The sequence below is a fragment of the Nonomuraea sp. NPDC001699 genome, from assembly GCF_053596455.1.
In genome coordinates this window covers 1-26,331 of the sequence record NZ_JBSFGF010000028.1, presented here as the reverse complement: position 1 = coordinate 26,331, position 26,331 = coordinate 1, and the positions used below count along the sequence as shown (strand labels likewise).

Here is a 26,331-nt window from a genome sequence, read left to right as displayed (position 1 = left end):
GCCGGATGCGGTCCGCGCGCCCAGGGCCCGGGGTCAGAACAGGCCGCCCAGGAAGTCGTCCAGGCCGCTCTGGTCGATCCAGCGGGTGACGCGGGCGCCGGTCTCGGCGATCGTGCCCGTCCGGGTGTTCTCCGGCTCGATCTTCTCCGGTCTGAAGATCTGCTTCTCAGCCTGCCCCGAGCCGCCGGGCCTGGTCAGGCTGGGCGGCGGCGGCCCGTCCGGGTACATCTTGCCGTCGCGGTAGACGGAGTAGGACTGGGTCGGCTGCCTGGTGCCGTCGTTCCGGTAGACGTGGCTGGGTCTCGGCTGCGCCGGCTGCCTGGTGGCCTTCGGCGGCGACTGGCGTTGGACCGCCCTGTGGCTGGTCGGCCGGCTCGCCGGTCGGCGCGCGGCCTGGGCGCGCCGGGCCTGGGCCGCCCGGTAGCGGTTGCGCGCCCTGGCGGCTTCCGTGGCCCGTCGCTTGGCCGCCGCCTCGGCGGCCTTCTTGCGTGCCTCTCTCCTGGCCGCCGCGGCGGCCCGTCGCTTGGCCGCCGCGGCGGCCGCCTTCCTGGCCTTCTCCGCCGCCTTCTTCTTGGCCGCGGCCAGTGCCCTGCGTTTGGCCGCCGCCGCGGCCTTCTTCTTGGCCGCCTCCAGCGCCTTCTTCCTGGCCAGCGCCGCCGCCCGCCGCTTGGCCGCCGCGATGGCCGCACGCCGCGCCGCCGCCCGCGCCGCCGCGAGCGCCGCCCGCCGGGCCGCCGCCTGCGCCAGCTTCCTGGCGATGATCCGCGCCGCGATCCGCGCCGCGATGCCGACCACGATCCAGAACAGCTGGCCGTCGGGGTCGCTCATGCTGACGGGGCTGTTGTTGGCGTAGGCGTAGGCGTTGAGCTGCTGCGGGTCCTCCTCGTCGATGATGGGGTCGACCGACAGGAAGCGGCCGTTCTTCGGGTCGTACTCGCGGGCGCCCAGGTGGACGAGCCCGGTCGGGTCCTTGGTGCCACCGACGAAGGACCGCTGTCCCGGCCACCATGGCGGTGGCGACCCCCGGTCCTCGCCGAACGGCGTCATCCGCCGTACGGCCAGCTCCCCGGTGCCGCCGTTCACGGCCGCCTGCGCGGTGCCCTGGTGGTCGGCGGCCAGGAAGTAGACCTGGTTGTCGGGCGTGCGGACCGCGATCGGCTCGCCGTTGATCGTGTAGTAGCGGGTCTGCTCGACGGCGTCCTTGGCGAAGTCGAAGCGCAGCTCCATGTCGTCCACGTACAGCGTGGCGTCCGTGGGGGTCTTGCGCAGCAGCCGGGCGCCGTCGGCGTCGTAGACGAACGACGTCGTCTTGCCCGCCTCCGTGACCGACTCCAGGTTGCCTTCGGCGTCCCAGACGAGGGCCTGGTCGGAGGTGCCGACCTTGCGCCGGGTGGTGTTGCCGGTCTCGTCGTAGGTGAACAGGTCGGCCCCGACGCTCTGCAGCGCGTGCGGCTGCTTGCCGCCGGCCGCCGGGTAGACGGAGGTGCGCACGCTCTCGGGCGCGCCGCCCCAGGCCGGCTTGGTCTCCTTGACCCGGTTGCCGGTGGCGTCGTAGGCGTAGCTGACCGCGTACGGGGCCACGCCGCCGATCTTGTCCGAGGCCGGCGTGCCGCTCGCGCAGTCGTCCGTGGCCGTCCACGCCGAGCTCATCCGGCGCAGGTGGTCGTAGGTGAAGCACTGCGTGTCGCGGCCGCCCGCCTTCTCGGCGATCTTGGTGATGTTGCCGGCGGCGTCGTAGGAGTAGTTGAGGTCGAGGTCGGTCGCGGCGGCGCCCTCCCGGTCCAGCCTCATCCTGGTCAGCCTGCGGGTGGACTCGTCATGGGTGTAGGTGAGCCAGGTCTTCTTACCGCCGGAGCCCAGCTCGTACTGGAGGGTCTCGCCGAGCTTGGAGTAGCGGGTCGCGGTCACGTACGACGACAGCCCGGTGACCTTGGTCGGCTGGCTGAGCTCGTCGTAGGAGTAGACCACCGACTCGGCCTCCAGCCCGCCCGCGGCCGGGAAGCTGACCGACTGCACCTGGTCGTCGAGGGTGTAGCGGGTGTTGAGCACGTACGACCCGGCGAGCTTGCCCTCCCGCTCGGGGATGGTCACGGTCTCGCGCAGGCTGCGGTAGTCGGAGTCGATCGCGTTGATCTCCGCTTTGTACGCCTGCCCGCCCGCGTACCGGATGGTGGCGTTCATGTGGCCCTTGGCCAGCCCGTCGTACTTCCACTCGGCCAGCAGCGTGCCGGTGGCCGAGCCGTCGCGCAGCTCCTTCTTGCGTCCGAGGTCGTCGTAGACGTACCAGAGGGTCTTGCCGCGGGCGTCGGTCGTGCTGACCAGCTCGTCGGCGTCGTTGTACGTCATCGTGGTGACGCCCTTGTCGGGGTCCTCCGACTTGGTCTCCCGGCCGCGCACGTCGTAGGTGTGCCGCCACACGTTGCCCGCGGGGTCGGTCACCGTGGCCAGGCGCCCGGCCGGATCGTAGGTGTACTTGGTGGACTCGTACGCGCCCGTCGGGGTGGCGCCCTTGTACTGGCGCAGCTCGATGAGCCGGTCGTCGGCGTCGCCGATGCGGGTCGTCGCGGTGCCGCCGGGCGGCGGCGTCACGTTGACGCGGTCGCCCTGCTGGGTGGCCGAGACCCGGTACTTCTCCACGCCCTTGGCCTTGAGGATCTGGGCGTTGACCTCGCCCGCGCCGTCGAAGACCGACACGACCTGGGTGGGCACGTCGGTGTCGGCGACCGCGAGCAGCTCGGTGGTGGGCGTGCCGGTGGCGAAGTAGCCGGTGTTGGACTTGCTCACCTCGCCGAGCGAGTTGTAGTAGGTGTCGGTGATGGTGCGCCCGTCGCGCAGCGCCGGGTCCTGCGTCTGGTCGTCGCGGGGGGCCGGTTCCTGCGTCTGGCGTTCGCGCATCAGGCCGTCGTACAGCTCGTGGCTGGTGGTGTAGCCGCCGTCGGCGCGCAGCGTCTTGGTGGTGACGATGCTGGGTCCGTCGGTGCGCATGGTGTAGGCGTACTCGGTGCTGGGCGACTGGCCGGCGGCCTTGCTGCGGTCCGGCTGCCAGACCTTGACCAGGCGGCCCAGCGCGTCGTGCTCCATGTCGACGCGCCGGCCGTTGGCGTCGATCTCGGCGACGGGCTCGCCCCAGGCGGGCTCGATGAGGGTGCGCTCGACGTGGCCGAGCTGGTTGGTCTCGACGATCTCCGTGGCCGGGGCGCCGGTGGCCGGACTGTAGGTGGTGATGGACTTCGTCCCGGCCGGGTCGCTCTCGCTGGTCTCACGGCCGTAGACGTCGTAGGTGTGGACGCTGTCGGTGATCGTCGAGCCGTCGGCCGCGCCGAGCTGCTGGACGGTGGTCACGTCGCCCTTGGTGGGCGCCTGGCCGTAGGCCTTGTTGTCGTACTGGACCCGCTCGTCGGAGATGACCTCGCCGGCGGCCAGGGCCGAGACGGCGGTGCCGCAGCCCGCGGCGACCTTCTGGACCCTGCTGGCGTAGTCGAGCATCCAGGCGGTGTCGTTGCGGGCGTAGGTGTAGCGGGTGCACTGGTCGTCGTCGGCGGTGGCCAGGTCGCCCTTCTCCTCCACCTGGGTGAGCAGGCCCTTGGCGTCGTACGAGCGCTCCTCGCCGGTACGCCGCCACGCGCCCGCCGCCAGCGCCGTGCGGGTCACCATCGACTTGGGCTCGACCACGTACGCGGTCTTGGTGACGCCGCCCTGCGTGGACTCGGCGGTCTTGAGCGACCACGGCTCCTCGGCGGTCGCGGTCAGCACCGTGGCGCTGTCGCCGTCGTAGAGGATCTCCTCCCGTTCGAAGCCGGAGAGCTGGTCGAGGTCGTCCAGCTTGCCGCCTTCGGTGTCGACGACCTGCGCGGTGCGCTTGGAGCCGTCGGCCTGCTTGTCGCCGTGCATGCCGCGGAAGTACCTGAACTCGGTGAGCGTGCGCCTGGTGTCCTGGCCGTCGCCCTCGCGGACCCGTACGCGGCCGAACCCGCGCCATTCCGACCATGTGCGGTGCTCGGGCTTGACGAGGATGTTGTCGGCGTAGTGCCAGGCCCCGCCGTCGAGGTACTCGTAGTCGGTGACCACGTTCGGCGAGCCGGCGACGCGGTCCACCTCGACGGTCTGGGTGACGACGTACTTGTGGAACCAGTCGGTGACCTCGCCCTCGGCGGGCGGCGCCCAGCGCTGCGGGAAGCACAGCCGGTTGTTCTTGTCGGCCGCGGCCGGCACGTCGCCGGGCTTGCAGTCGGCCGCGGCGTAGTTGATCCGCAGCTCGCCGCCGGTCTCGTTGTTCACGGCCTGCACGCGCCACTTGACCAGCGGGGCGCGTCCCTCGTTGGCGTCCACCCGGTTGGGCAGCTGCACGCCGCTGAAGGTGATCTTCGGCATGGTGAGGGTGCCGCCCACGTGGCCGCTCTGCTGGACCGCGGCCAGCCACAACGACGGGCTCAGGCCGTCGCCGGTGGCGGGGAACTGGTGGGTCAGCGTCCAGGAGTCCACCGGGCTGTACTGGCCGGAGGCGTTCAGGATCTGCGTGGTGACCTTGGCCAGGCGCTTGCGCGAGAAGAACGTCGGCGACAGCCGGTCGGTGCACTTGACGCCGGAGTCGCAGATCTGGTCGAACGGCACGTCCGGCCAGGACGCCGCGGTCTCCTTCTTGAGCTGGTCGGCGGCGCAGGTGACGGTGCCGGACGGCAGGCAGCGCTCGGCCACGTCGAAGACCACCCGGGAGGCCGGGGCCTTGGTGAACAGCTCGTTGCTCAGGTAGCCGTAGTCGATGCGGGTGAGGTAGGCGCCGCGCACGTACACGGTGCCCTGCTCGGGCTTCATGCTGCGGCCGTAGTAGTTCTTCTCGTTCTCGTACCAGTACGTGGTGGCGTTGCCGTGGGTGTCGACCGCGTAGTCGAGGTTCCACCGGTAGGCCTGCTGGCACCAGGCGTCGGCCGGGGTGCTGGAGTAGCACGGCTCGCCGCTGTTGTTGCCGAACACCGGCACGGTCTGCACCGACTTGGTCTCGGCCTTGCCGGTCGCCCAGCCGGGCAGGCGGTTCAGGCCGAAGGTGTACTGGGTGCCGTCGGCGGTCGTGACCCGCCAGTACTCGCCGTTGTTGTCACCGTTCGTGGCGCCGGTGAGGTACTCGATGCGGGTGCCGTCGTCGCGCTTGGGCCGCCACTGCTTGGTGGTGGCGTCCTTGACCAGCTCGACGGCGGAGTTGCCGAGCGACAGGGTCGCGTTGTCCTGGTCCCAGCACAGGTCGCCGGTCTTCTTGCCGTCGATCATGCAGGCCTTGTAGCGGCGTTCGACGTAGCCGCTGGGGTTCAGGTCGAAGCCCTCCCCCACCCAGGACGGCTGGTTGTTGGTGGAGACGGTGCGGCCGTCCACGCTCTGGGAGGAGTAGTCGATGGACAGGTCGGGCTCGTCGCCGCCCAGGGCGGGCGGCATGCGCAGGTCGTAGCTCCAGGAGAAGTCGCCGGACTGGTTGCCGACGCTCCAGCTCGCCGAGGGGGCCAGCGAGGTGGCGGCGTGGTCGCCCGACGGGCCGGAGGCGGCGGCGGTCACGGCGTACAGGCCGGTGGTCTCGACCTCGGCGGTCAGCGTGCCGGCCTTGGCGTCGTTGTCGCTCTTGACCGGCTGCGGCGCGGCGCAGGCGGTGGCCTGGGCGTCGAGCGCGCACTCGTCGAGCTTGACCATGCGCAGCCGGGCGCCGTAGTCGCCGCCGAAGGCGTAGCGGAAGCCGGAGTAGTCGACCTCCAACCGGGTCTTCCCGGACGCCTTGGCCGCCGCGACGCCCTGGCCGGGCGACACGCGCATCGCGACGCCGAGCAGGTCGGTCTTGAGCAGCTCGACCTTGACCGGGGTGGCGTCGGCCGCGGCCACGCCCTTGTCGGCGCTCTTGTCGGCGGGGGCCAGGCGCACCGGGAACCCGGCGGCCAGCGTGCTGACGCCGCCGCCCAGCTCGGCCGTCCGCGGCGCGGGCCAGGCGACCGCGGGCGGGGCCTTCCACGCCTGTTCGGCCGCGGGATCGGCGAGCGGCGGCAGGACGGGCACCTTCCCGCCCTTGACCGGCGTCTCCTTCTGCACCGCGGGCGCCTTGCGGGGCGCGGCCGAGGCGGGCAACGCGTACGCCATGGGCGCCAGGAGCACGACCGAGAGCACGGTCGCCAGCCTGCGCGGCCAGGCGCTCTCGGGCTTGGCGCCCTCGAAGCGGTTCCAGCGGGGGTCGGGGGCGTCGGGTTCCTCGGCGGGTTGCTGAAAACGATTCCAGTTGGGCTCTGGCAGATCTAACTCACTGTCCATGGTTTCTCCCAGGGAGGGGCTACTGGGCGGCTAGCTGGGCTATCTGCTCGGCGCTGAGTACGCCGTCATAGGTGCGGACGTCGTCGACGGTCCCCGGCCAGTAGCCGGTGAAGACGCCCGCGGATTTCGTCCGGCCCAGTTGCAGGGGGCCGGTGGCGGTCCAGGTGCTCACGTGGGGGGTGACGGTGGTGGCCGACAGACGGCCGTTGACGTAGACGCGCAGCTCGCCGGCGAGGGCGTCGTACACGCCGGCGACGTGCGTCCATTCCAGCGGGGCGGGGATGGCGTCGGAGCGGGTGCGGACGAGGGCGGCGGTGTCGGTGTCGGCGGCGGCCATGCCGAGGGTCCACCGCCCCTGTTCCTTGTCGAAGCCGAGCTGGAACCCGGCCGCCCTGGCGCCCGGCTGGGCGACGGCGGCGGTGTCCTTGGCGGGCAGGTAGTCGAGCTGGGTCCAGACGGCGACGGTGTAGCCGGAGCCGGTGGCGACCGCGGGCCCGGCGGCCTGGGCGTAGCCGGTGGCGCCGTCGAGGGCGAGGGCGCCGTCCAGCCAGCCGTCGGTCCAGGTGGCGGCGCCGGCCAGGGTGGCGGGCGTGGCGCGGCCCGAGGAGTCGGCGGCCGACAGCCCGCCCTCATCGTCCAGCTTCCAGTGGCCGACCAGCGTGGCGGCGCTGTTGACCAGGTCGGCGACCTCGTCGGCGAACATGGCCCGGCCGTAGAGCCGCACGTCGTCCACGTCGCCGGGCCAGAAGTCGGCCGCCGCGCCGCCGGTCCTGCCGCGGCCGATGGTCAGCGGGCCGGTGGCGTTCCACGGCGCGGGGACGGCGACCGTGGACTCCGCCCGGCCGTTGACGTAGAGGGAGATCTGGCCGGCCGCCGAGTCGTAGACGCCCGTCAGGTGGGTCCACTCGTTCAGCCGGGGCGCGGCGGCCGACAGCGCGCGCACGGTGGTGGCCGCGTCGGCGTCGGCGCTCGTGACGGCCAGCGCCCAGCGGTTGTCGGCCTTGCTGTACTGCAGGGAGAACGCGCCGGTCCTGCCGCCCTCCTGGGTGACGGCGGTGGCGGAGGCGGCGGTGCCGGTCAGCCGGACCCAGGCGCTGACGGCGAAGTTGCGGCCGGTGTCGGCGACCGGGCCGCCGGTCTGGGCGTAGGCGTTGGCCAGCCTCAGTGCGCCGCCGGTGCGGCCCGAGGTCCAGGTGGCGCCGTACAGGGTGGCGGGGTGGGTGCCGGCGGCGTCGGCGGCGGTGGCGCCCTGGCCCTCGTTCAGCGGCCAGTGACCGGCCGGTCCCCGTCCGGCGTTGACGTTGAAGACGTAGGTGCGGATCGGGCCGAGTTGTCCGGCGCGGTCCTTGCTGCGCACCGACAGGACGTTCGGGCCGTCGTGGCGCGGGGTGAGCGTGATCGCGGCCGTGCCGTCCTGGGCCGGCGGGACCTCGGTCTTGGGGGTGGTGTCCAGGCCGTAGACGTAGGAGGCGACGTCGGTGACGCCGTTGGGGGCGAAGGTGAACCCGCCGGCCAGGCCGACTCCGTCGCTCCAGGCGTTCTCGGTGAACCGTTCGGAGGACACCTCGGGCTCCCGGCCGGGGGCGGTGGCGTCCACGGTCGCCTCGCACCAGGGGCTCCACGCGCTGTTGGCCTTGCCGTCCTCGGCGCGGACCCGCCAGCGAAGCAGCGCGCCGTCGGCGTACAGGCTCTGCGGGACGAGGGCTGAGAAGGCCGTGCCGGTCGAGCCCACGGGGGTCAGGTACTCCCCGGCCTTGGTCCCGTCGGCCCGGTACCACTCGAAGCGGCCCCTGACGGAGTTGTCGACGTCCTTGAGCCGGGCCCAGAGCTTGGGCGTGGGGGTGCTGATGACCGGCCGGCCGTCGCCGGAGACGCACGGGCCGCCCGGGTCGGACCAGGCGTCGGCCGCCACCGGGTCGGCGGGCAGCGAGTTGTACTCGATGACCAGGCTCGGGTTGTTGCGGAACTTCTTCCAGGCGTACTGGTCGGTCTCGCTGGTGGCGCGGAGGCCGACGGTGATGTTGGCCCACTTGTTGGCGGCGGCGTCCGCGACCTGCGAGGTGACGTCGAACTCGACGCCGCCGGGCAGGCAGGACGCGCCCCAGCCCTTGGCAACGTTCACGGTGGAGAGCTTCTTGACCCACTTGGGCTGGTTGCTCCAGGTGGTGCTCTTGCTGATCGTGTTGGTGGACCACGCCTCGACCTGGCGGGCGCTGCACGAGTAGGACCACGTCTCGTACGTGCGCAGCGTGCCCTTGATGATCTGCTTGCCGTGGATCGTGGAGCCGGTGTTCATCTGGAAGAACGAGCGGTTGGTCTGCGAGTTGACGTGCCCGACGCGGGCGACGTCGCTGGAGTTGAGGTAGTTGGAGCTGGGCCAGTTGCTCCACACGGCGGTCCAGGCGCCCCGGGCGGCCGAGAAGTACGGGTCCAGGAACACCGGGTACCGCGTCTTCGGGTCGTTCATCATCGCCCGGTCCGGCCGCAGCCGCAGCTTCCTGCCTTCGAGCGAGACGCCCATCGTGGCCTGGCGGGCCTCGGGCGCGCGGCCCTCCTTGACCGCGGCCTGGGTGGTGGCGCCCGTCGAGTCCCACATCGTGGGGGTGGGCGCGATGAAGATCGTGCCGCCGGTGCGGTCGACCGCCTCCAGATTGCCCGCCTTGTCGGAGCTGAGCGACAGGCCGCTGACCGACAGCGGGAAGTCCAGGTCGGGCAGCGCGCTCGCGGCGGCCCGCGTCTTGACCACCAGGACGTGGGAGAACCCGTCCACGTCGGCGGTGACCCGCAGGTCCACGCCCGGCAGCACCTCGGGGTAGGTGGCGGTGTCGCCGTCGAGGGTGGGCGTGGGCAGCGTGCCCGGCCAGGCCAGTTCCAGGGCCTTGCCGCCGCGCGACAGGCGGGCGAGCGGCCCGCCGCCTCCGCCGGAGAAGGTCAGCCCGGCCGCCGTCGCGACCGGCTCCACCGCGCCGTCGGGGCGCAGGCGCAGGGTGGTGTCGACGGGCACCCAGCCGGTGGCCTGGCGGACGCGGACGGGGCGGGCGTTCAGTTCGAGGGCGAAGGTGCCGTCCGGGCGGGCGAAGACCTGGCGGGTCTCGCTGCGCATCGACTCGATCTCGACCGGTTTCCCGGTACGCCTGGCCAGCGTGGTGGCGGCCGTCTCCGACATGGGGGGCGCGCTCGCCGCCGGAGGCGCGCCTGCCTCCGGCGGCTCCGCGCCGGCGGGCGGCACCGCCGGGATCGTGAATGCCAAGACGGCCGCGACCAGCCCACGCACAACCCGCATCGGTCCTCGCATGTCGACCAGAGGTCCGCGCGGGACCAGGCGATCTTCGATTGACGAACGGATTGTCACCCGCGTAATCCCGTACGTCTAGATCTTCTGGCGAATTTCGCCACAAGTTGGGACATGTATGGAAGGAACCGCCGTAAGTCGCCGTCGGAACCCGTCGCGCGGCGCCCGGAGCGTCGGCGCGCCAGGCCGCGAGGTCCAGAAGCGGGTCCGCCCAGGAGTGGAAGCGCTATTGTCCTCTCTCATGTCGGGCAGTAGCAGTTCGGCCGAGCTGACGGCCAGGATGCGTACGATGATCGACCGGCTGTCGCCCGGCGACCGCCTGCCGGGCAGCCGGGAGCTGATCCGGCGCTTCAAGGTCGGCCCCGCCACCGTGGCGCGGGCGATCGCCGCACTCGCCGCCGAGGGCCTGGTGGTCACCCGTCCCGGCAGCGGCACGTACGTCGCGGCCCGGACGCGGCGGCGCGATGACGTCGCCGGCACCGCGTGGCAGAGCGTCACCCTCGCCGACCGGACCGTGGACACCCGCGACCTGGCCGGCGTGGTCCCCGAGGGCACGATCCGGCTGGACGGCGGCCCCCCGCACCCGTCGCTCCGGCCCACCCGCGTCCTGACCGCGGCGCTGGCCCGCGCGGCCCGCCGCCCCGGCGCCTGGGACCGCGCCCCGGCCGACGGCCTGGCCGCCCTGCGCGGCGTGTTCGCCACGATGGCGGGCGGCGGCGTGGGCGCCGGCGACATCCTGGTCACCGACGGCGGGCGCAGCGCCCTGTCCATGGTGTTCCGGGCGATCGCCGGGCCGGGCGACCCCGTCCTGATGGAGTCGCCCACCAGCGCGGGGGCGATCGCCGCCGCCAGGGCGGCGGGCCTGCGCCCGGTGCCGGTGCCGACGGACGCCGACGGCCTCGACCCCGGCCTGCTGGCCGACGCCTTCGCCATGACCCGCGCCCGCCTGCTCCACTGCCGGCCGACCTACCACGACCCCACCGGGGCGGTGCTGGCCCCGGGGCGTCGGCGGCAGGTGCTCGACACGGCCCGCGCGGCGGGCGCGTTCGTGATCGAGAACGACCTCGCCCGGCTCCTCGGCCACGGCGCTCCGGTGCCGCCGCCGCTGCTGGCCGACGACCGCGACGGCACCGTCGTGCACCTGTCCTCCCTCACCGCGCCGGCCGCGCCGAGCCTGCGCGTCGGCGCCCTGGCCGCCCGGGGCCCCGTGCTGGCACGCCTGCGCGCCGCCCGGCTGGTCGACGACTTCCTCGTGGCCCGCCCGCTGCAGGAGGCGGCGCTCGACCTGCTCGACTCGCCCGCGTGGGAGCGGCACGTCCGGTCGCTGGGGGCGGCGTTGCGGGAGCGTTGCGCGACGCTGGCCGCCGCCGTCGTGGACGAGCTTCCCGGCTGGACCCTCGACCGCGTCCCCGCAGGTGGGCTGCATCTTTGGGCCCGGCTGCCCGGCGGCGGCGACGACGCCGCGGTGGCCGGCGCCGCCCGCCGTGCCGGCGTCGGCGTCGGCGCCGGGAGCCGCCACTTCCCCACCGAGGTCCCGGCGGCCTTCCTGCGCCTCGGCTTCGCGGCCGCCGCCGATCACGCGGAGCTGGCCGAGGCCGTGCGGCGGCTCGCGGAGGTGGACCGCGCGCTCAGGCTGTCCCGGTAGCGCTTCTGGTCTAGCCCCGGGCCCAGGCGGTGGCCGACCAGGTCAGCGCGTGCGTGGCGGCGGACTTGCGGAGCAGCTTGAGATGGACGACCTGGTGGTCGTCGGTGACGACGCACAGGCCCATCCCGACCCGCATGTGGGCGAAGGTCAGCGAGGATCCCAGCGGGTTCAGGTTCACGGCGTCCACGCAGGCGGCCGGGTCCGGGGTGCCGTCGAAGAGGGCCTCCTGGCCGGTGACGTCCCAGACGGTGAGCTTGGGGACCTCGTCGGTGTAGCAGTCGTAGACGAGGTTGCCGTTGCTGTCGACGCCCACCTCGGGGCCGGTGGGGGTCAGGTCGATGCCGTCCTGGAAGTGGAAGCCTTCGGTGCAGGGCGGGCCGCCGGGGAGGGTGAAGCGCACGTTCTCGTACTCCTTCTCGTACTCCGGCAGGGTCGGGGACGGCACGGGGGCGGCGGTCCGCACGGGCGCGGTGGCCGGGATCGTGACGGTCACGGCGGGCGGCGGCGGGGTCGTCGTCACGGGGGTGGGGACGGGGCCGGCAAGCCTGGAGAGCACCAGGGCCGACGTGGTCACGGCGACGGCGGCGGCGCCCGTCCAGAGCGCCAGGGCCGCCCTCGTCCTCCGGGCCCGGACGGGACGCGTCGGCGAGACCCGCACCGGAGCCACCGGCCCCGGCGGCGGCGCGTACGCGTGCAACGTGGACGCCACCGCCGGAGGCAGCCAGGGACCGGCCGCCCCGCCACCCCTCGCCCCCGCGAGCGCGGCGATCTCCGCCGGGGCGGGCCGGTCGGCCGGGTCGCGGCTGAGGCAGCGGGCCAGCGGGCCGTGCAGGGCGGGCGGGCATCCGCCCAGGTCGGGGTCCTCGTTGGTGATGCGGTAGAAGAGCACGTCGGCCGGGCCCTCGCCGAACGCGGGGCGTCCCGTGGCGGCGAAGACGGCGAGCTGGCCCAGCGCGAACACGTCCGTGGCCGAAGTCACCGGCCGACCCCTGACCTGTTCGGGGGTCATGAAGGCCGGGGTTCCGACGCGCATGCCCGTGTGGGTGAGGCAGGTGGCGTCCACGGCGCGGGCGATGCCGAAGTCGATCACCTTGGGCCGGTCCTCGGCCAGCAGCACGTTCGAGGGCTTGAGGTCCCGGTGGACCAGCCCGGCCGCGTGGATGCCGGCCAGCGCCTCGGCTACACCGGCGATCAGCCGCCAGACGGTCGGCAGCGGCAGCGGCCCGTGCTCGGCCACGGCCTGGTGCAGGGACGGGCCGCAGATGTAGGCCGTGGCCAGCCAGGGGACGGCGGCGTCGGGATCGGCGTCCACCACGGGGGCGGTGAAGGCGCCCTGCACCCGCTGCGCCGCCTGGACCTCCTGGCGGAACCGGCGGCGGAACTCCGGGTCGGCGGCGTACTCGGACTTGACGATCTTCAAGGCCAGCAGGCGGCCGCCCGGCGAGACGGACAGGTAGACCTTGCCCATTCCGCCCTCCCCCAGCCGGGCGCGGAGCGGGTACCCGGCCACCGACGCCGGGTCGTCCGGGGAGAGGGGAGGGAACTTCGTGGCCATCGGGACTCCAGGGTCGGTACGGGGTTCGTCCGCGTGGACCCGGGGGCGGCCTTTCGAGCCCGCCCCGGCATGTCGCGTGGGGTCATTGTCGGCCCGGTGGGGGGTGCGGCGCCTGTCCCGTATTCGTCCCACATCGTTTGTGGTGCGGGTGCTCGCAGCGGTCAGCGGACGGTGATGGCCTCCTCCACGAGTGCCACGGCGGCGCGCGGGTCGGCGACCTCGATGACGAGCCGGGCGTAACGTTCGTCGGCCAGCTCGATGACCACCGCCTTGGCGGCGTCGTGCACGTCCCAGAAGACCTTCTCGCCGTTGAGGTGGAAGGTGCCGGCCGTGATGACGCCGGGCAGGTGGGCGCCGGGCGCGCGCACCCCCTTGGGGTCGGCGGCGATCCCCGGGTCGGCGGTGGCGCCGCGGACGTTGGCCAGCGGGATGACCAGCCGGCTCTTCAGCGCCCACAGCTTGTCCAGGCCCTCGATCTCCACGACCAGTGCCTGCTCTTCGATGCTGATCCTCGCCATGTCGTGCTCCTCAGGTGTGGTGGTCGAGCCGGCGGGCCAAGGCGGCGCCGGCCTGGTCGATGTCGGTGCCCGCGGTCCCCGCCCTGGCCCGCATGCGCAGGCCGAGGACGGCCGCGGTGAGTGCGAAGGCCAGGTCGTCCGCCTCGCCCGGGGCGGGGTCCCGTGGGCCGGCCGCCGTCCTGGCCGCCTGGTCGAACGCGGCCAGCACGGCGGCGAGCTGGTCGGCGACCTCGCGGTCCACCGGCGCGCGTTCGACCGCGGCCAGCAGCAGCAGGTTGAGGCCGACCTCGGCGGCGGGCTCGCCGGTGGCGACGCGCAGCGCCTCCGCCAGGTCGCCGGCGCCGGAGACGCGGTCGATCAGGGGGATGACGTCGTGTTCCAGGGACCAGCGCAGCGCGGCCTGGTAGAGACCGCGTTTGCTGCCGAACGTCTTGTACAGGCTGTTGCGGTGGACGCCGAGGTGGGTCACCAGCTCGTCCATGGAGATGCCGTCGTAGGACCTGGTCGAGAACAGCTCTGCCGCCGCCCGCACCACGGTGGCCTCGTCGAAGCCTCTTGGTCGTCCCATGGCTCGACCGTAGAGCATTGAGGAACGTTCAGTCAAGAACGACCGTTCCTAAACTCCTACGACTCGACGGAACCGGGAGGATCGGGTCATGCCCCATGCAGGCCCGGATCCCCGGCCTGGACGTGAGCGTGGCGTTCATCGCCGTCCGCGACGGCACGGACCGCCGGGTGCCGCTTCTCGACGCACTCCTGGACGCGGCGATCCGCACGTCCTGAACCGCCGCACCCACACGACCGGAGGCCGGGCGCGTCACCCCGCTGCGCCCGGATCGGACGGCGCGGTCTTCCGGACGCGGGACGTCTCGGCGGAGAGCGGCGCGCCGTCCTGGCCGAGCGGGTGCAGCCGGGGCAGCTCCCGCCCCTGGCCGTCGAGCAGGACGGAGTGCGGCTCGTCCGGGGCGAAGGCGTGGCGCTCGCCCCATTGACGCAGGGCGACGACGGCCGTGAAGAGGTCCTGCCCGGCTTCGGTGAGCCGGTAGGTGTGCCGCCGGCCGTCGGCGGCGGCGCGCCGGTCGAGGATGCCGTGCTCGACCAGCCTGCGGAGCCGGTCGGTGAGGATGTTGCGGGCGATGCCCAGCCGCTGGTGGAACTCGGTGAAGGTGGTCGCGCCGTCCATCGCGTCGCGGACGATCAGCAGGCTCCACCGGTCGCCCACCAGGTCGACGGCCCGTGCGACCGGGCACGCCGGGTCGGTCCAGGCGCTTCCCGCAGCGAGTGTGACGTCCACCGGGCCCCTCCCAGGTCAGTTGCAATCTGAAACCATTATGCCCTAACCTCCGATCGGTTGCATATTGAAACTTATCGGAGAGTGACATGTCCTCAGGAATGACCGGAAGACAACGGATCGTGCTCGCGCTGGTGTGCGCGGTGGCCGTGTCGCCCGTGTACGGCATCCAGCCGGTCCTCCAGGCCGCGGGCCGGGACCTCGGGCTGGCGGACGGATCGCTGGGCTGGCTGGTCGCCGCCGGCCAGATCGGCTACCTGGCCGGGTTGGTGCTGCTGGTCCCGCTCGGTGACCTGTTCGACCGGCGCAAGCTCATCACGGTGCACCTGCTGCTGACGGCCGCGGGCGCCGGGGTGGCCGCCGTCGCACCCGGCGCCGGGTTCGCGATCGCGGGCCTGGCCCTGGCGGGGCTGTTCGCCGTGGTCGTCCAGATCGCGGTGGCCTACGTCGCCGCCGTCTCACCGCCCGGCGAACGCGGCCGCAACATCGGCACGGTCACCTCGGGGGTGGTCGCCGGGATCCTCCTGGTCCGGGTGGTGGCGGGCCTGCTGGGCGAGCTGGCCGACTGGCGCGCGGTCTACCTCGTCATCGCCGTGCTGTGCGTGCTGCTCGCGCCGGCCGTCCGCGTCACCCTCGACGCCGACGTCCCGCGTTCCCGGGACTCCTACGGCCGGCTGCTGGCGTCGCTGGGCCGGCTGGTCACGAGCGACCGGCTGCTGCTCAGCCGGGGGCTGGTCGCGTTCTTCCTGTTCGCATCCTTCGGCACGTTGTGGAGCGGGCTGGCGCTGCCCCTCGGCGCCGCGCCGTGGCACCTGGGCACCACCGAGATCGGACTGTTCGGGCTCGCCGGTCTCACCGGGGCGCTGGGCGCGGCCCGGGCCGGCCGATGGGCCGACCGGGGCCTGGCGTTCTCGGTCACCGTCTGGTCGCTGCTGCTGCTCGCGGCCTCGTGGCTGCTGATCGCCCAGGTGGGGTCGTCGTTGTGGCTGCTGATCGTCGGCGTCGTCGTGCTGGACTTCGCCGTGCAGGCCGTGCACGTCAGCAGCCAGCATCTGCTCACCACCGCGCGGCCCGACCGGAGCAGCGGAGTCATCGGCGCGTACATGGCCTGCTACTCCCTCGGCTCCGCGCTCGGCGCGATCACCACCACCTGGGCCTACAGCGTCGCGGGCTGGTGGGGCGCCTGCCTGCTCGGCGCGGTCTACGCCCTGCTCGGGCTCGTCGTCGCCGTCTCGACCCGGCGTCTCACCGTCCCGCGGGCGAGCACGTCCGTCCCGGCCTGAACGGGCTCAGGCGAGGTCGAGGATCGGCACGAGCTGCTCCTCCTCGTACGTCAGGTGCGCTTCGAGCTCGTCGGTCAGCCGCTCGATCTCCGCGCGCACCTTCACCGGGTCCTCACCCGACAGGGCCTCCTTCAGCTCCGCCACGAGCACGGCGATGCGCTCGTGCTCCCCGGCCAGCCGCTCGATGACCGGGGCGAGCTCGGGATGCCGCTCGGCCAGCGCCGGGAACATCATCGTGTCCTCGCCGGTGTGATGGTTGTGCAGCCCCTGGCACATGGTCAGGCAGTTGATCCGCAGCTGCACGCCCAGGCCGGGGCGGCCGCCGGCGGTCAGCTCCTTGCGGATCAGCGCCAGCTCGCGCCGGAAGCCGTCGTGCACCAGCTTGAGGTACGCCCCGCCGGAGGGCGCGCTCGACCGGGGCGGGCCCGGCACGATGTTCAGCGCGACGACCGGGATGACGCGGGCCGTCTTGGCCTGGTAGTCCGCCCAGCCGGGATCGCCGTCCACGGCACGGGCGAAGGCGGCGTCCCGCTCGGCCCCCTCCAGGATCTCCGCCTGGACGTCGAAGACGAAGACGCCGCTCTCGACGGTCGCGCGGGGCTCGGCCCGCAGGTTGTGGTACCAGGCGGGGTTCTTCGGCGCTCCCCCGGCGGAGGCGATGACCAGCATGCGCTCGCCGCCGTCCGGCAGGTAGCCGAGCGGGGTCGTGTGCGGCTTTCCCGAACGCGCGCCGGTCGTGGTGAGCAGGAGCAGTCTCGCTCCTTCGAAATAGCCCCCGACCTGGCCGTTGTTGGCGCGGAACTCGTCGATGACCTGCTTGTTGAAATCCACTCTTCTCCATGGGTGATGGTCTCTGCTCTGACGTGCTGAGAGGGAGAAGAGGAAGCGGCGGGCCGCGCGCCCGCCGGGCGGTCACGCCAGGGCCGGGCTGCTCTCTGGTTCGTGGCCCAAGGCCGACCCGGCAGTCACGGGGGCGACGCTACTTCATCACAACAATCTTCGCAAAGCGGCCGTATGACGCGGCCGGCGCGGCGAGGTCCGGCGTCGGCGCCGGACCTCGCCGCCTCCACGGGAGGCGTCCGACGCGGCTACTCGGCGTACGGCTGGTCCTCGCCCTGGTCGCTGTAACCCAGGCTCCAGACGTAGCCGTCGGGGTCGGCGAAGGTGCCGCCGTAGCCGCCCCACGGCAGGGCGCCGGCGGGCTTGAGGATCGTGGCGCCGGCCTTCTCCGCCTCTTCCATGATCTCGTCGACCCGGGCCTCGCTGCGGACGACATAGGTGAGGACGACCCCGCTGAAACCGCTGCCTTCCGGGCTCAGCCCGACCAGGCCGGCCAGACCTTCGCGGCCGTAGAAACCGACGGGCGAGGCGCCGTCCGACTCGAAGAACACCGAGATGCCGTAGTCGTTCTGGATCTTCCAGCCGAGCCCCTCGGTGTAGAACCGCTTGGCCCGGTCCATGTCCTGGACGGCGAGCAGGATCGAGCTGACGTGCGCTTTCATGCCTTGTCTCCTTGACGCTTCAGACGTTCTGACGATGAGAGCCACGCTACGGAAGGCCCCTCTCCGGGCGCTTCTCGATTCCTGACCGGTTGCCCCACCGGCCCCGCACGACGACTTGACGAGCCCCCACCAATTGTACGAGTATCCCGAACTGTACGTTTTTCCCGAACTATCGTATGAAGGTGCACCCGTGAGACGCCGCCCCGGCCTGATCCTCGCCCTGCTGGCCCTTTCCCAGCTCATCACCTCGCTCGACTTCAACATCGTCTTCGTCGCCCTCCCCCGGATCGGCGCCGAGCTGGACTTCTCCCCGCAGACCCTGCAATGGGTGGCCAGCGCCTACGCCGTCGCGTACGGCGGGTTCCTGCTGCTCGGCGGCCGGGCGGCCGACCTGCTCGGGCACCGCAGGATGTTCGTGGGCGCGCTGGCGCTGTTCGCGATCGCCTCCCTGGCCGGCGGGCTGGCGCAGAGCCCCGGGACCCTCGTGGCCGCGCGGGCCGTGCAGGGGCTGGGCGGCGCGCTGCTGTTCCCGGCGACGCTGGCGCTGGTCAACACCGGGTTCGCCGAGGGGAGCGCGCGCAACAGGGCGCTGGCGGTCTGGAGCGGCGCGGGCGCCGGCGGCCTGGCGCTCGGCTCGTTGCTCGGCGGCCTGCTGACCGGCGCGTGGGGCTGGGAGGCGGTCTTCTACGTCAACGTGCCGCTCGCCGTCGTCGCGATCGCGGGCGCCTGGCTGCTGCTGCCGGCCGACGGAGCCCGCGCGCGGGGCCGCCGGTTCGACGTCCCGGGCGCGGTGCTGGCCACCGGCGGCGTCAGCCTGCTCGCCTACGCCCTCATCCAGGGCCCCGAGTCCGGGTGGAGCTCACCGCTCATCACCGGCGGGTTCGTGCTGGCCGCCGTGCTGCTGGGCGCGTTCGTCGCGGTCGAGAGGGCGGGCGCCGACCCGCTCATGCCGCTGCGGCTGTTCGGCAACCGCAGCCTCGGCTCGGCCATCGCGCTCATCCTGGTCTTCGGCGCCACCTTCAACGCGCTGCCGTACTTCCTGACCCTCTACTTCCAGACCGTGCTCGGGTACGGCGCCGTGGCGACCGGGCTGGCGTTCCTGGTGCCGTCCCTGCTGATCGCGCTCGGCACCCAGCTCGGCGGGCGGCTGGCCGGGCGGATCGGGATGCGGGTCACCCTGCTCATCGGGACCGTCGGCGGGGCGGCGGGCACCGCGCTGCTGGCGCTGGGGATCAGCGCCGACGGGTCGTACTGGGGGGTGCTGCCCGGCATCGTCGTCTCGGGCGTCAGCCAGGGCCTCACCTGGACCGGGATGTGGATCGCCTCGGCCGCCGGCGTGGTGGCCGGCGAGCAGGGGATCGCGTCCGGCATGGCCTCGACCGCGCTCCAGGTCGGCGCGGCGCTCGGGCTCGCGGTGCTGGTCGCGGCCGGCGGGGTGGGCGAGGCCACCGGGCCCGCGCTCGCCGCCGGGATGCGTACGGCGGTGCTCGTCGCGGCCGCGGGCATGCTGCTCGGGACCGTCGTCGCCCTCACCTTCGCCAGGCACCGCGCCACCGCCCCGCTCCCCGCCTGACCCCGCCTGACCACCGGCCCCGGTCCGCTCCCCCGCCTGCCTTCCGGCGCCGGGGCGCTGCCCCGCCCCGGCGCTCACCCCTGGCGGAGGCGGTCGTAGAGCAGGCAGATCGCGCCCGAGTCGGTGGTCGACAGGTCGGTGAGCGACCAGTGCGAGGCGGGCAGACCGTCCTCCAGCAGCCGGGCGCCGCCGCCGGCCACCTCCGGGCAGAGCGTGATGCTGAGCCGGTCCAGCGCGTCCGCCGCCAGCAGGGCCTTGATGACGCTGCCGCTGGCCAGGACGATGATGTCGCCCCCGGCCTGCCCCCGCAGCCGCTCGACCACCTCGGCGGGACCGGCCTCGGCCAGGCGGGAGTTCTGCCACGGCGCGTCCGTCAGGGTCGAGGAGAAGACGATCTTCTCGGTCTCGTCGAGCCACTGGGCGAAGGCCCGGTCGCGGGGATCGGCGTCCTCGTCCTTGGCGACCGCCGGCCAGAAGGAGCCGAAGCCCTCGTAGTTCTTCCGGCCGAGCAGGGCGGTGGTGGCGGCGCCCGTCACCCGGATCATGTGGTCGCGGGCGCCGTCGCTGACGGCGTGCGGGACGATCCAGCTCATGTCGTACTCGCCGCCCTGGCCGCTGACCCGGCCGTCGAGGGACAGCGAGATGTTGCCGACGACCCTGCGGCCCTGGACGTTGCCGTGCTGCGTCATTTCCGACTCTCCTTGGAAGTGCTTTCCCGATGTGCACGATCCTGCCGTTCGGGCAGGCCGGGAACATCGGCCACCTGGCAGAGATGTCGCCCAATCCCTGGCTTATTTGCTGGCATACTTCGGGCGATGTCTGGTTTTCGTCATGCTCCGGCGGAGTTGTCGTCGTTCGTGGGCCGGGTCGAGGAGCTGGCGGCGGTCGGCGCGGCGGTGGTGTCCGGGCGGGTGCTGACCTTGACCGGTCCGGGCGGGTGCGGGAAGACCCGGCTGGCGATGCGCCTGTGCCAGGCGGCGGCCGGGGAGTGGCCGGACGGCGTCTTCTGGGTCGGCCTGGAGCAGGAGACCGACGGCGGCCAGGTCGGCCACCGGATGGCCGCCGCGCTGGACGTCCTGCTGCCCGCCGGGCGCGACCCGGTGGCGGTGCTGGCCGCCGCGCTGCGGGAGCGCGAGCTCCTGATCGTCCTCGACAACTGCGAGCACGTGCTGGACGACGCGGCCGGGGTCGTCGCGGCGGTGCTGGCGGCGTGCCCGCGCGTGGCGGTGGTCGCCACCAGCCGGTCCAGGCTCGGCGTGCCCGGCGAGCGGGTGTGGCCGGTGCCGCCGATGAGCCTGGCCGACGCCCTGGAGCTGTTCCTCGAACGCGTCGACTCGCCGCCCGCGGCGTCCCCCGCGGACGATACGGCGGCCCGCGCGGCCGGGTCGCAGGCCAGGCGGATCTGCGACCGGCTCGACCGGCTGCCCCTCGCGCTGGAGCTGGCGGCCGGCTGGGCGGGCGCCCTGTCGCTGACGCAGATCGCGGACTCCCTGAGCGCCCCCTTCGACCTCCTGGACGGCGGCACGCGCACCACCCCCTTCCGCCAGCGCACACTGCAGGCGTCGATGACCTGGAGCCACGACCTGCTGGACGACGACGAGCGGGTGCTGTTCCGGCGCGCGGGGGTGTTCGAGCCGGGCTTCACCGCCGACGCCGTGGCCCGCCTGGCCGAGCTCGGCGGGCCCGGCCGCGGGCGCCTGCTCAAGGCGTTGCGGGGGCTGATCGACAAGTCGCTGGTCGTGGCCGACACGACGGGCGCGGTGGCCCGGTACCGGATGCTGGGGGTGGTGCGGGCGTACGCGCTGGACCGCCTGGCGGAGGCGCAGGAGGACACGGCCGCGCGCGACCTGCACCTGGACCTGCACGTGTCGTTGCTGGAGGGCCTGGCGCCGCTGCTGGAGACCGGCAAGGACGCCTGGCGGGCGCAGGTCGGCGCCGCCTACCCCAACGTGCGCGCCGCGATCGAGTGGGGGCTGTCGCGTCCGGACACGGCGCGGGGGCGGCGCCTGGCCGCGGACTGCGCGTGGCTGTGGCACCTGGAGGGACGCGGCGCCGAGGGCGTCGCGCTGCTGCGCCGGGCCGCGGCACTCGGCGCCGGCGAGCGCGGCCCGCTCCAGGCCCGGGTCCTGGCGGCGCTGGCGTTCGTGCTCAACACCACCGAGCCGGGCATGGAGGCGTTCGAGGTGGCGCGGGCGGCGCGGGAGCTGGCGCGGGCGGCCGGCGCTCCTGAGGCGGCCCGTCCGGCCGGGCCGCTGATCGCGATCGGCCTGCTGGCGACGGGCCTCCCCGAGGCGCTGGCGGAGGCCCGCGCGGTGCGGGACGAGGCCGTCCAGGCCGGGGACGGGTTCGTCGCCGACTGCGCGGAGGCGTTCGTCGCCCTGGTGCACGTGCTCGGCGACGATTACCGGCAGGCGATCGCGTGCTTCGAGCCGGTCGTGGAACGGCTGCTCCGGCGCGGCGACCGCGGCGTGGCCTCCTTCGCGCTGGGCTGGTGGGCGCTGGCCGCCGCCCGGTCGGGCACGCTGGAGCGGGCGGCGGAGCTGGCCGGACGGGCCGTCGCGACGGCGGAACCGCTGCGCGACCTGCATTGGACCGGCTCGGCGCGGGTCGTCCTGGCGGAGATCCGCATCCTTCAGGGCCGCCTGCAGGAGGCCGCCGCCGCGCTGGAGCCCATGGAGCGCCTGTTCGACGCGGCGGGACGGCTGCCGTTCATCACCGGGTGGGAACGCACCCAGGCGATGCTCGCGCTCGGCCACGACCGCCCGCGCGAGGCGGTGGAGTGGTGCTGGCAGGAGGTGCGCTGGCAGGACGAGCCCGACGCGGCGTGGCTCGCGCCCGACACCCAGATCGTGCTGGCCGCGGCGCTGCGGCGGTCCGGCGAGGAGGCGTCGGCGGCGCGGGTGCTGGACGTGCTGGCGCGGTCGCCGGTGACCGGACGGATGCCGCGCGTGCGCGCCGGCGTGCTGGACGAGCAGGCGCTGCTCGCCCACGAGAGCGACCCCGAACGCGCGCTGCGGCTGCACCACGAGGCCCTGCGCCTCCGCGTCGAGCACGACCTGGTCTTCGACCGCGTGGCCAGCCTGGAGGCCCTGGCGCTGCTCAACCTGCGTCGCGGCGCCGTCGAGGCGGCCGGGGTGCTGGCCGGGGCCGCCGGGCGCGCCCGCGCCGACCTCGGGGCCGCGCCCCGCCCCCTCCCGTCCGCCGACGGCGAGGACGGCGAGACCCTGCGTACGGCCGCCGAACGGGGACGCGCGATGGACCTGGACGCGGCCGTCGCCTACGCCACCCGCGCCCGGGGGCCGCGCCGCCGGCCCGGATCCGGATGGGAGAGCCTGACCCCGGCCGAGCGGTCGGTGGCCGGGCTCGCCGCCGAAGGGCTGTCCAACCCGGAGATCGCCGCCCGGCTGTTCGTCAGCCGGGGCACGGTCAAGACCCACCTGGCGCACGTCTACGCCAAGCTCCAGGTCGCCAACCGCACCGAACTCGCCCGCGCGACGTCCGCCCGCGACGGGGAGGACGCGACGCGTACGGGGTGAGCGCCCGTCCGGACGCCGGTGACGTCAGTGGGCGGGAACGAGGTCGCGGCGGATGGCCTGGCTCGCCGCGCGGTGCTCGGCCGCCGCGGCCGGGTCGGTCTCGTCGAGCACGGCCGCGATGCCCTCGTGGGCCAGGACCTCCTTGTGCCGCGCGCCCACCTTGGGAGCCAGTTCGAGAGCCTGGCGGTGCAGGCGCAGCGCCTCCTCGGGCAGGCCGGCCAATCGGCACGTCTCGCCGTAGCCGTAGAGGAAGTGCACCTTCCAGTGCTCCTCGAACAGCTCGTCCAGCAGGGCGAACGCCTGCCGGTGGCTGTCCAGCGCCTCCTCGTGACGGCCCGTCTGGCGCAGGGCGACGCCCAGGCAGTTGAGGCACCACGCCTCGTTGTGCTTGTGGCCGTCCTCGCGGGCCAGCTCCAGGGCCTGGCGCAGGTGCCCGGCGGCCTCGTCGGGCTGCTCGTGCACGATGGCCAGGCCGAGGGTGATCCGGGCGGTCAGCGTGGCCGGCCAGCCGGGCTCGCCGTGCGTCAGGGCCAGCACCTCGCGGGCCAGCCGGGCCGCCTCCTCCCGGCGTCCCAGTTGCAACATCGCCCACGCCTCGTCGGCCGCGGCGTGGGCCGCGCCCATCGGGCAGCCGGCGTCGTCGTAGAGCCGGGCCGCCTGCCGGAAGAGGTCGAGCGGCTCCTCGACGTGGCCCTCGTCCCAGCTCAGGTAGCCGCGGCGCATCATCAGGTCCGCCGCGGAGCGGGCGTCGCCGGCCTGGGACACCAGGGGCGCCGCCGCCTCGTACGCGGCTCCGGCCTCGGCCATGCGGCCCGCGTTGTAGCGGGCGAAGCCCAGGTCGCTGTGCGCCTCGGCGAGCTGCCACGGGTCGCCCAGGCGTTCCGCGGCCGCCAGCGACCGTTCGAAGAGCATGTTGAGGTGGGTCGTGCCGCAGCGCCGGGCGAAGAACGCGCGCATGAAGCGGGGCAGCTCGCACGCGTGCGCGTCGGCCCCGATGGCGACCGCCAGCTCGAAGGCGCCCATCAGGTTGCCGTACTCGGCGACGAACCAGCCCAGAGCCGCGTGCTTGCTGCCGAACGCCGGCAGATCGGCCGGAGGGCTGCCCGCCGACGCGGCACGGCTGCCCGACTCGTACGGCATCGCGGCGTCGGCGGCGGCCGCCGCGTGCACGTAGTAGTCGAGCACCCGGCCCAGCGCCTGCTCCCGCTCGGCCGGCGAGTCCTGCTCCTCGGCGGCCCGGCGCGCGTGCTGGTGGACGAGGTCGTGCAGCGTGTACCGGCCGGGCGAGGGCTGCTGGACGAGGTGGGCGTCGAGCAGGTCCTCCAGCATCGCCCGCGCGCTGCGCAGCGGCACGCCGGCCAGCGCGGCGGCCACGTAGTCGTCGAAGGAGGACCCGGACAGCAGGCCCAGCAGCCGGAACAGGCGGCGCTGGGCCCGGTCGAGCTGCCGTACGGACATGGCGAAGGCGGTGTCGAACTCGCTCGGGCCCTCGGCCATGCGCTCGACCAGGATGCCGGCGGTCCAGCCGGGCCGGTGCCGCAGCCGGGCCCCGGCCAGCCGCAGGGCCAGCGGCAGGTGGCCGCACAGCCGCAGCACCTCGGCCGCCGCCTCGGGGTCGCGGGCCAGCCGCCCGTCGGGGCCGCCGGGTTCGCCGCTGGCGCGGGCCAGCAGGCGCGCGCTCTCCTCCGGGGTGAGCACGTCCAGCGAGACGGGCGGCACCTCCTCCAGGCCGACCAGCCGGTTGCGGCTGGTGATCAGCGTGACGGTCTCGCCCGCGCCGGGCAGCAGCATGCGGACCTGGTCGGCCCCGGCGGCGTTGTCGAGCACCACGACGGCCCGCCGTCCGGCCAGCTCCGCCCGCCAGCACGCGGCCAGCGGCTCGATGCCGCCCTCCTGCGGGATCTTCTCCGAGGGGACGTCGAGCGCGGCGAGCAGGGTCCGCAGCGCGGGGTCGGGGTCGAGCGGTTCGCGCCCTTCGGTGAACCCGTGCAGGTCCAGGTAGAGCTGGGCGTCGGGGTAGTCGGCGGCGAGCCGGTGAGCGGCGTGCACGGCCAGGCAGGTCTTGCCGACGCCCGCCATGCCGTCCACGGCCACCACCCGGTTCTCGGCGACCGCGGCGAGCACGGCGTCGAGCTGGGCCTCGCGCCCGGTGAAGTCCGGCACGTCGCGCGGCAGGTCGTTGCGCGGCGGACGGGGGGCGCCGGCGGGCGGCGAGGGCGGCTGCACCTGGCGGCTCGCCTTCGGGGGCGCCGGCAGGGGGTTGGTCGCCCGCTCCCACAGGGGACGCAACGGGCGGGGGTCGCGCTTGACCAGGCGGCACAGCTCGATCACCGCGGCCCATGGCGGCACCGACTGGCCGCTGAGATAGCGCGACAGCGAGGACGAGCTGAGGCCCGTCTCGCGGGCGAGCGCCCGTACGCCGTGCCCGGAGAGCTCCTGGAGCAGGCGTAGCCGGTTGGCCAGCTCGTCCTGGGGGTCCGCCGTCTGCTGTCGTGTCACCTGTTTCTGCCTTTCTGTCCCGTCGCGAAAGAAACTTACCTGGACGAATCACCGCAGGCCAACGGCGTTCCGGCTGTCCCACGGTGTCCCACGGGCATCGTCGTGGCGCACCGGCTCGGCTGAGATGGAGTCACGCCCCGGGGGACGGGGCGCCGACCAGGACAAGCACCCCGAAAAGGGAGAACCATCATGCAGTCTCGTATGCAGAACCCGGCCGTCGTTCTGTCCGGCGCGATGCAGCCCATCCAGGACCTGTTCAAGGCGGTGCACTCCGGCGGGGTGGACGCCCAGACGCTGGAGCTGGTGCACCTTCGGGTCAGCCAGATCAACGGGTGCAGCGCCTGCGTCGACGCGGGCGTCAAGACCGGGCGCAAGTCCGGGGTGAGCGAGGAGCGGCTGGCCACGGTCGTCGCCTGGCGGGAGGCCCCGTACTTCAGCGAGGAGGAGCGGGCGGCGCTGGAGCTGGCCGAGGCCGCCACGCGGCTGGCCGACCGGTCCGACGCGGTCAGCGACGAGGTCTGGGACAGGGCCGCCACCTACTACGACGAGAAGCAGCTCGCCGCGATCGTGCTGATGGTCGGCGTGACCAACCTGTTCAACCGGCTCAACGCCACCACCCGGCAGATCGCCGGCGCCTGGGGCTGAACCGCACCACCCATAAAACGGTCAGTACTAACATCCAACCCACAAAGAAGGAGATTTCACCATGAGCACCACGAAGAAGACCGGCGCGGACACCAAGGGTTTCGAGGGTTTCAGCGAGGACGAGCGCGCGGCGATGAAGGCGCACTCCAGCGAGCTGAAGAAGGCCGCGCGGCGCGGCGGGAAGGCGACGGCGGCCGACGGCGACCGCGACATCCTGGAGAAGATCGCCGAGATGGCCGAGGACGACCGCGTCCTGGCCGAGGCGGTGCACGCCATCATCAGGTCCGCCGCGCCGGACCTCACCCCGAAGACCTGGTACGGGATGCCGGCCTACGCCAAGGACGGCAGCGTCGTGTGCTTCTTCAAGCCCGCGGCGAAGTTCAAGTCCCGGTACGCCACCCTCGACTTCAACGACGGGGCGACCCTTGAGGACGGCGCCATGTGGCCGAGCGCCTTCGCGCTGAAGGAGCTGACCCCCGAGACCGAGGCGCGCATCGCCGCCCTCGTGCAGCGGGCCGCGGGCTGAGGTCCGGGAACCCGCCGGGTTCTGCTCCACCGCGGCGGGCCGGACCCTGCTCCGGCCCGGCCCGCCGCAGTGGAGCACGTGACCGTCAGACCTCTTCCACGCTGCTCGGCTCACGCCGGGACAGATCGATACCGAGTTCCTCCGCCGCGCGGAAGACGTCCTCGTCGGTGTCGCGCATCTCGATGGA

General features: G+C 73.6%; 16 protein-coding genes. 6 read left to right on the top strand and 10 right to left on the bottom strand.

Annotated elements, in window-relative coordinates; all coding sequences use genetic code 11:
* Positions 1-33: 33 nt before the first annotated feature.
* Together ACWCSU_RS45150 and ACWCSU_RS45145 are read right to left on the bottom strand one after the other, a co-directional pair.
* Positions 34-6,279: an RHS repeat domain-containing protein gene (locus tag ACWCSU_RS45150; RefSeq protein ID WP_449942561.1), complete on the bottom strand. Its 6,246-nt coding sequence runs from the start codon at positions 6,277-6,279 to the stop codon at positions 34-36.
* A 19-nt stretch (positions 6,280-6,298) separates the two neighbouring features.
* The gene (locus ACWCSU_RS45145) at positions 6,299-9,562 is read right to left on the bottom strand and encodes a LamG-like jellyroll fold domain-containing protein (RefSeq protein ID WP_449942560.1); all 3,264 of its coding nucleotides are present in this window, start codon (positions 9,560-9,562) and stop codon (positions 6,299-6,301) included.
* A gap of 250 nt (positions 9,563-9,812) precedes the next feature.
* Between ACWCSU_RS45145 and ACWCSU_RS45140 the strand changes: the two genes are divergently transcribed.
* A complete protein-coding gene (locus tag ACWCSU_RS45140; RefSeq protein ID WP_449942559.1) occupies positions 9,813-11,216 on the top strand; it encodes an aminotransferase-like domain-containing protein in 1,404 nt (467 codons plus the stop codon).
* Between the two features lie 10 nt (positions 11,217-11,226).
* Here the strand turns inward: ACWCSU_RS45140 and ACWCSU_RS45135 are convergent, their stop codons facing one another.
* From ACWCSU_RS45135 to ACWCSU_RS45120, 4 genes are all read right to left on the bottom strand, one after another.
* On the bottom strand, positions 11,227-12,771 hold the full coding sequence (locus tag ACWCSU_RS45135; protein WP_449942558.1) for a serine/threonine-protein kinase: 1,545 nt from the start codon (positions 12,769-12,771) through the stop codon (positions 11,227-11,229).
* Between the two features lie 161 nt (positions 12,772-12,932).
* Positions 12,933-13,289 carry a hypothetical protein gene (locus ACWCSU_RS45130; protein ID WP_357708505.1) on the bottom strand — a complete coding sequence of 119 codons (357 nt, stop codon included), beginning with the start codon at positions 13,287-13,289 and terminating at the stop codon, positions 12,933-12,935.
* Between the two features lie 10 nt (positions 13,290-13,299).
* The gene (locus ACWCSU_RS45125; protein WP_397044963.1) at positions 13,300-13,857 is read right to left on the bottom strand and encodes a TetR/AcrR family transcriptional regulator; all 558 of its coding nucleotides are present in this window, start codon (positions 13,855-13,857) and stop codon (positions 13,300-13,302) included.
* A gap of 249 nt (positions 13,858-14,106) precedes the next feature.
* Complete coding sequence (locus ACWCSU_RS45120) at positions 14,107-14,583, bottom strand: winged helix-turn-helix transcriptional regulator (protein ID WP_357710811.1); 477 nt, start codon at positions 14,581-14,583, stop codon at positions 14,107-14,109.
* 98 nt (positions 14,584-14,681) lie between these two features.
* Here ACWCSU_RS45120 and ACWCSU_RS45115 point away from each other — a divergent pair, with 98 nt between their 5' ends.
* Positions 14,682-15,863: an MFS transporter gene (locus ACWCSU_RS45115; protein ID WP_357710813.1), complete on the top strand. Its 1,182-nt coding sequence runs from the start codon at positions 14,682-14,684 to the stop codon at positions 15,861-15,863.
* Between the two features lie 6 nt (positions 15,864-15,869).
* Here ACWCSU_RS45115 and ACWCSU_RS45110 read toward each other — a convergent pair whose 3' ends face one another.
* Both ACWCSU_RS45110 and ACWCSU_RS45105 read right to left on the bottom strand, forming a co-directional pair.
* Complete coding sequence (locus ACWCSU_RS45110) at positions 15,870-16,694, bottom strand: nitroreductase/quinone reductase family protein (protein WP_357710815.1); 825 nt, start codon at positions 16,692-16,694, stop codon at positions 15,870-15,872.
* A gap of 257 nt (positions 16,695-16,951) precedes the next feature.
* Positions 16,952-17,365 carry a VOC family protein gene (locus ACWCSU_RS45105; RefSeq protein WP_357710818.1) on the bottom strand — a complete coding sequence of 138 codons (414 nt, stop codon included), beginning with the start codon at positions 17,363-17,365 and terminating at the stop codon, positions 16,952-16,954.
* A 190-nt stretch (positions 17,366-17,555) separates the two neighbouring features.
* Here ACWCSU_RS45105 and ACWCSU_RS45100 point away from each other — a divergent pair, with 190 nt between their 5' ends.
* Complete coding sequence (locus tag ACWCSU_RS45100; protein ID WP_449942557.1) at positions 17,556-18,938, top strand: MFS transporter; 1,383 nt, start codon at positions 17,556-17,558, stop codon at positions 18,936-18,938.
* 74 nt (positions 18,939-19,012) lie between these two features.
* Here the strand turns inward: ACWCSU_RS45100 and ACWCSU_RS45095 are convergent, their stop codons facing one another.
* A complete protein-coding gene (locus tag ACWCSU_RS45095; RefSeq protein WP_449942556.1) occupies positions 19,013-19,627 on the bottom strand; it encodes a dihydrofolate reductase family protein in 615 nt (204 codons plus the stop codon).
* Positions 19,628-19,753: 126 nt separating this feature from the next.
* Between ACWCSU_RS45095 and ACWCSU_RS45090 the strand changes: the two genes are divergently transcribed.
* On the top strand, positions 19,754-22,474 hold the full coding sequence (locus ACWCSU_RS45090; RefSeq protein WP_449942555.1) for a helix-turn-helix transcriptional regulator: 2,721 nt from the start codon (positions 19,754-19,756) through the stop codon (positions 22,472-22,474).
* A gap of 24 nt (positions 22,475-22,498) precedes the next feature.
* On the opposite strand, the gene ACWCSU_RS45085 is transcribed toward ACWCSU_RS45090, so the two are convergent.
* Positions 22,499-24,973 carry a tetratricopeptide repeat protein gene (locus ACWCSU_RS45085; protein WP_449942554.1) on the bottom strand — a complete coding sequence of 825 codons (2,475 nt, stop codon included), beginning with the start codon at positions 24,971-24,973 and terminating at the stop codon, positions 22,499-22,501.
* 189 nt (positions 24,974-25,162) lie between these two features.
* Between ACWCSU_RS45085 and ACWCSU_RS45080 the strand changes: the two genes are divergently transcribed.
* Both ACWCSU_RS45080 and ACWCSU_RS45075 read left to right on the top strand, forming a co-directional pair.
* Entirely contained in the window at positions 25,163-25,618 is a 456-nt protein-coding gene (locus tag ACWCSU_RS45080) for a carboxymuconolactone decarboxylase family protein (protein WP_357710830.1), read from the top strand.
* 61 nt (positions 25,619-25,679) lie between these two features.
* On the top strand, positions 25,680-26,144 hold the full coding sequence (locus ACWCSU_RS45075; protein WP_449942553.1) for an iron chaperone: 465 nt from the start codon (positions 25,680-25,682) through the stop codon (positions 26,142-26,144).
* Positions 26,145-26,331: the final 187 nt, after the last annotated feature.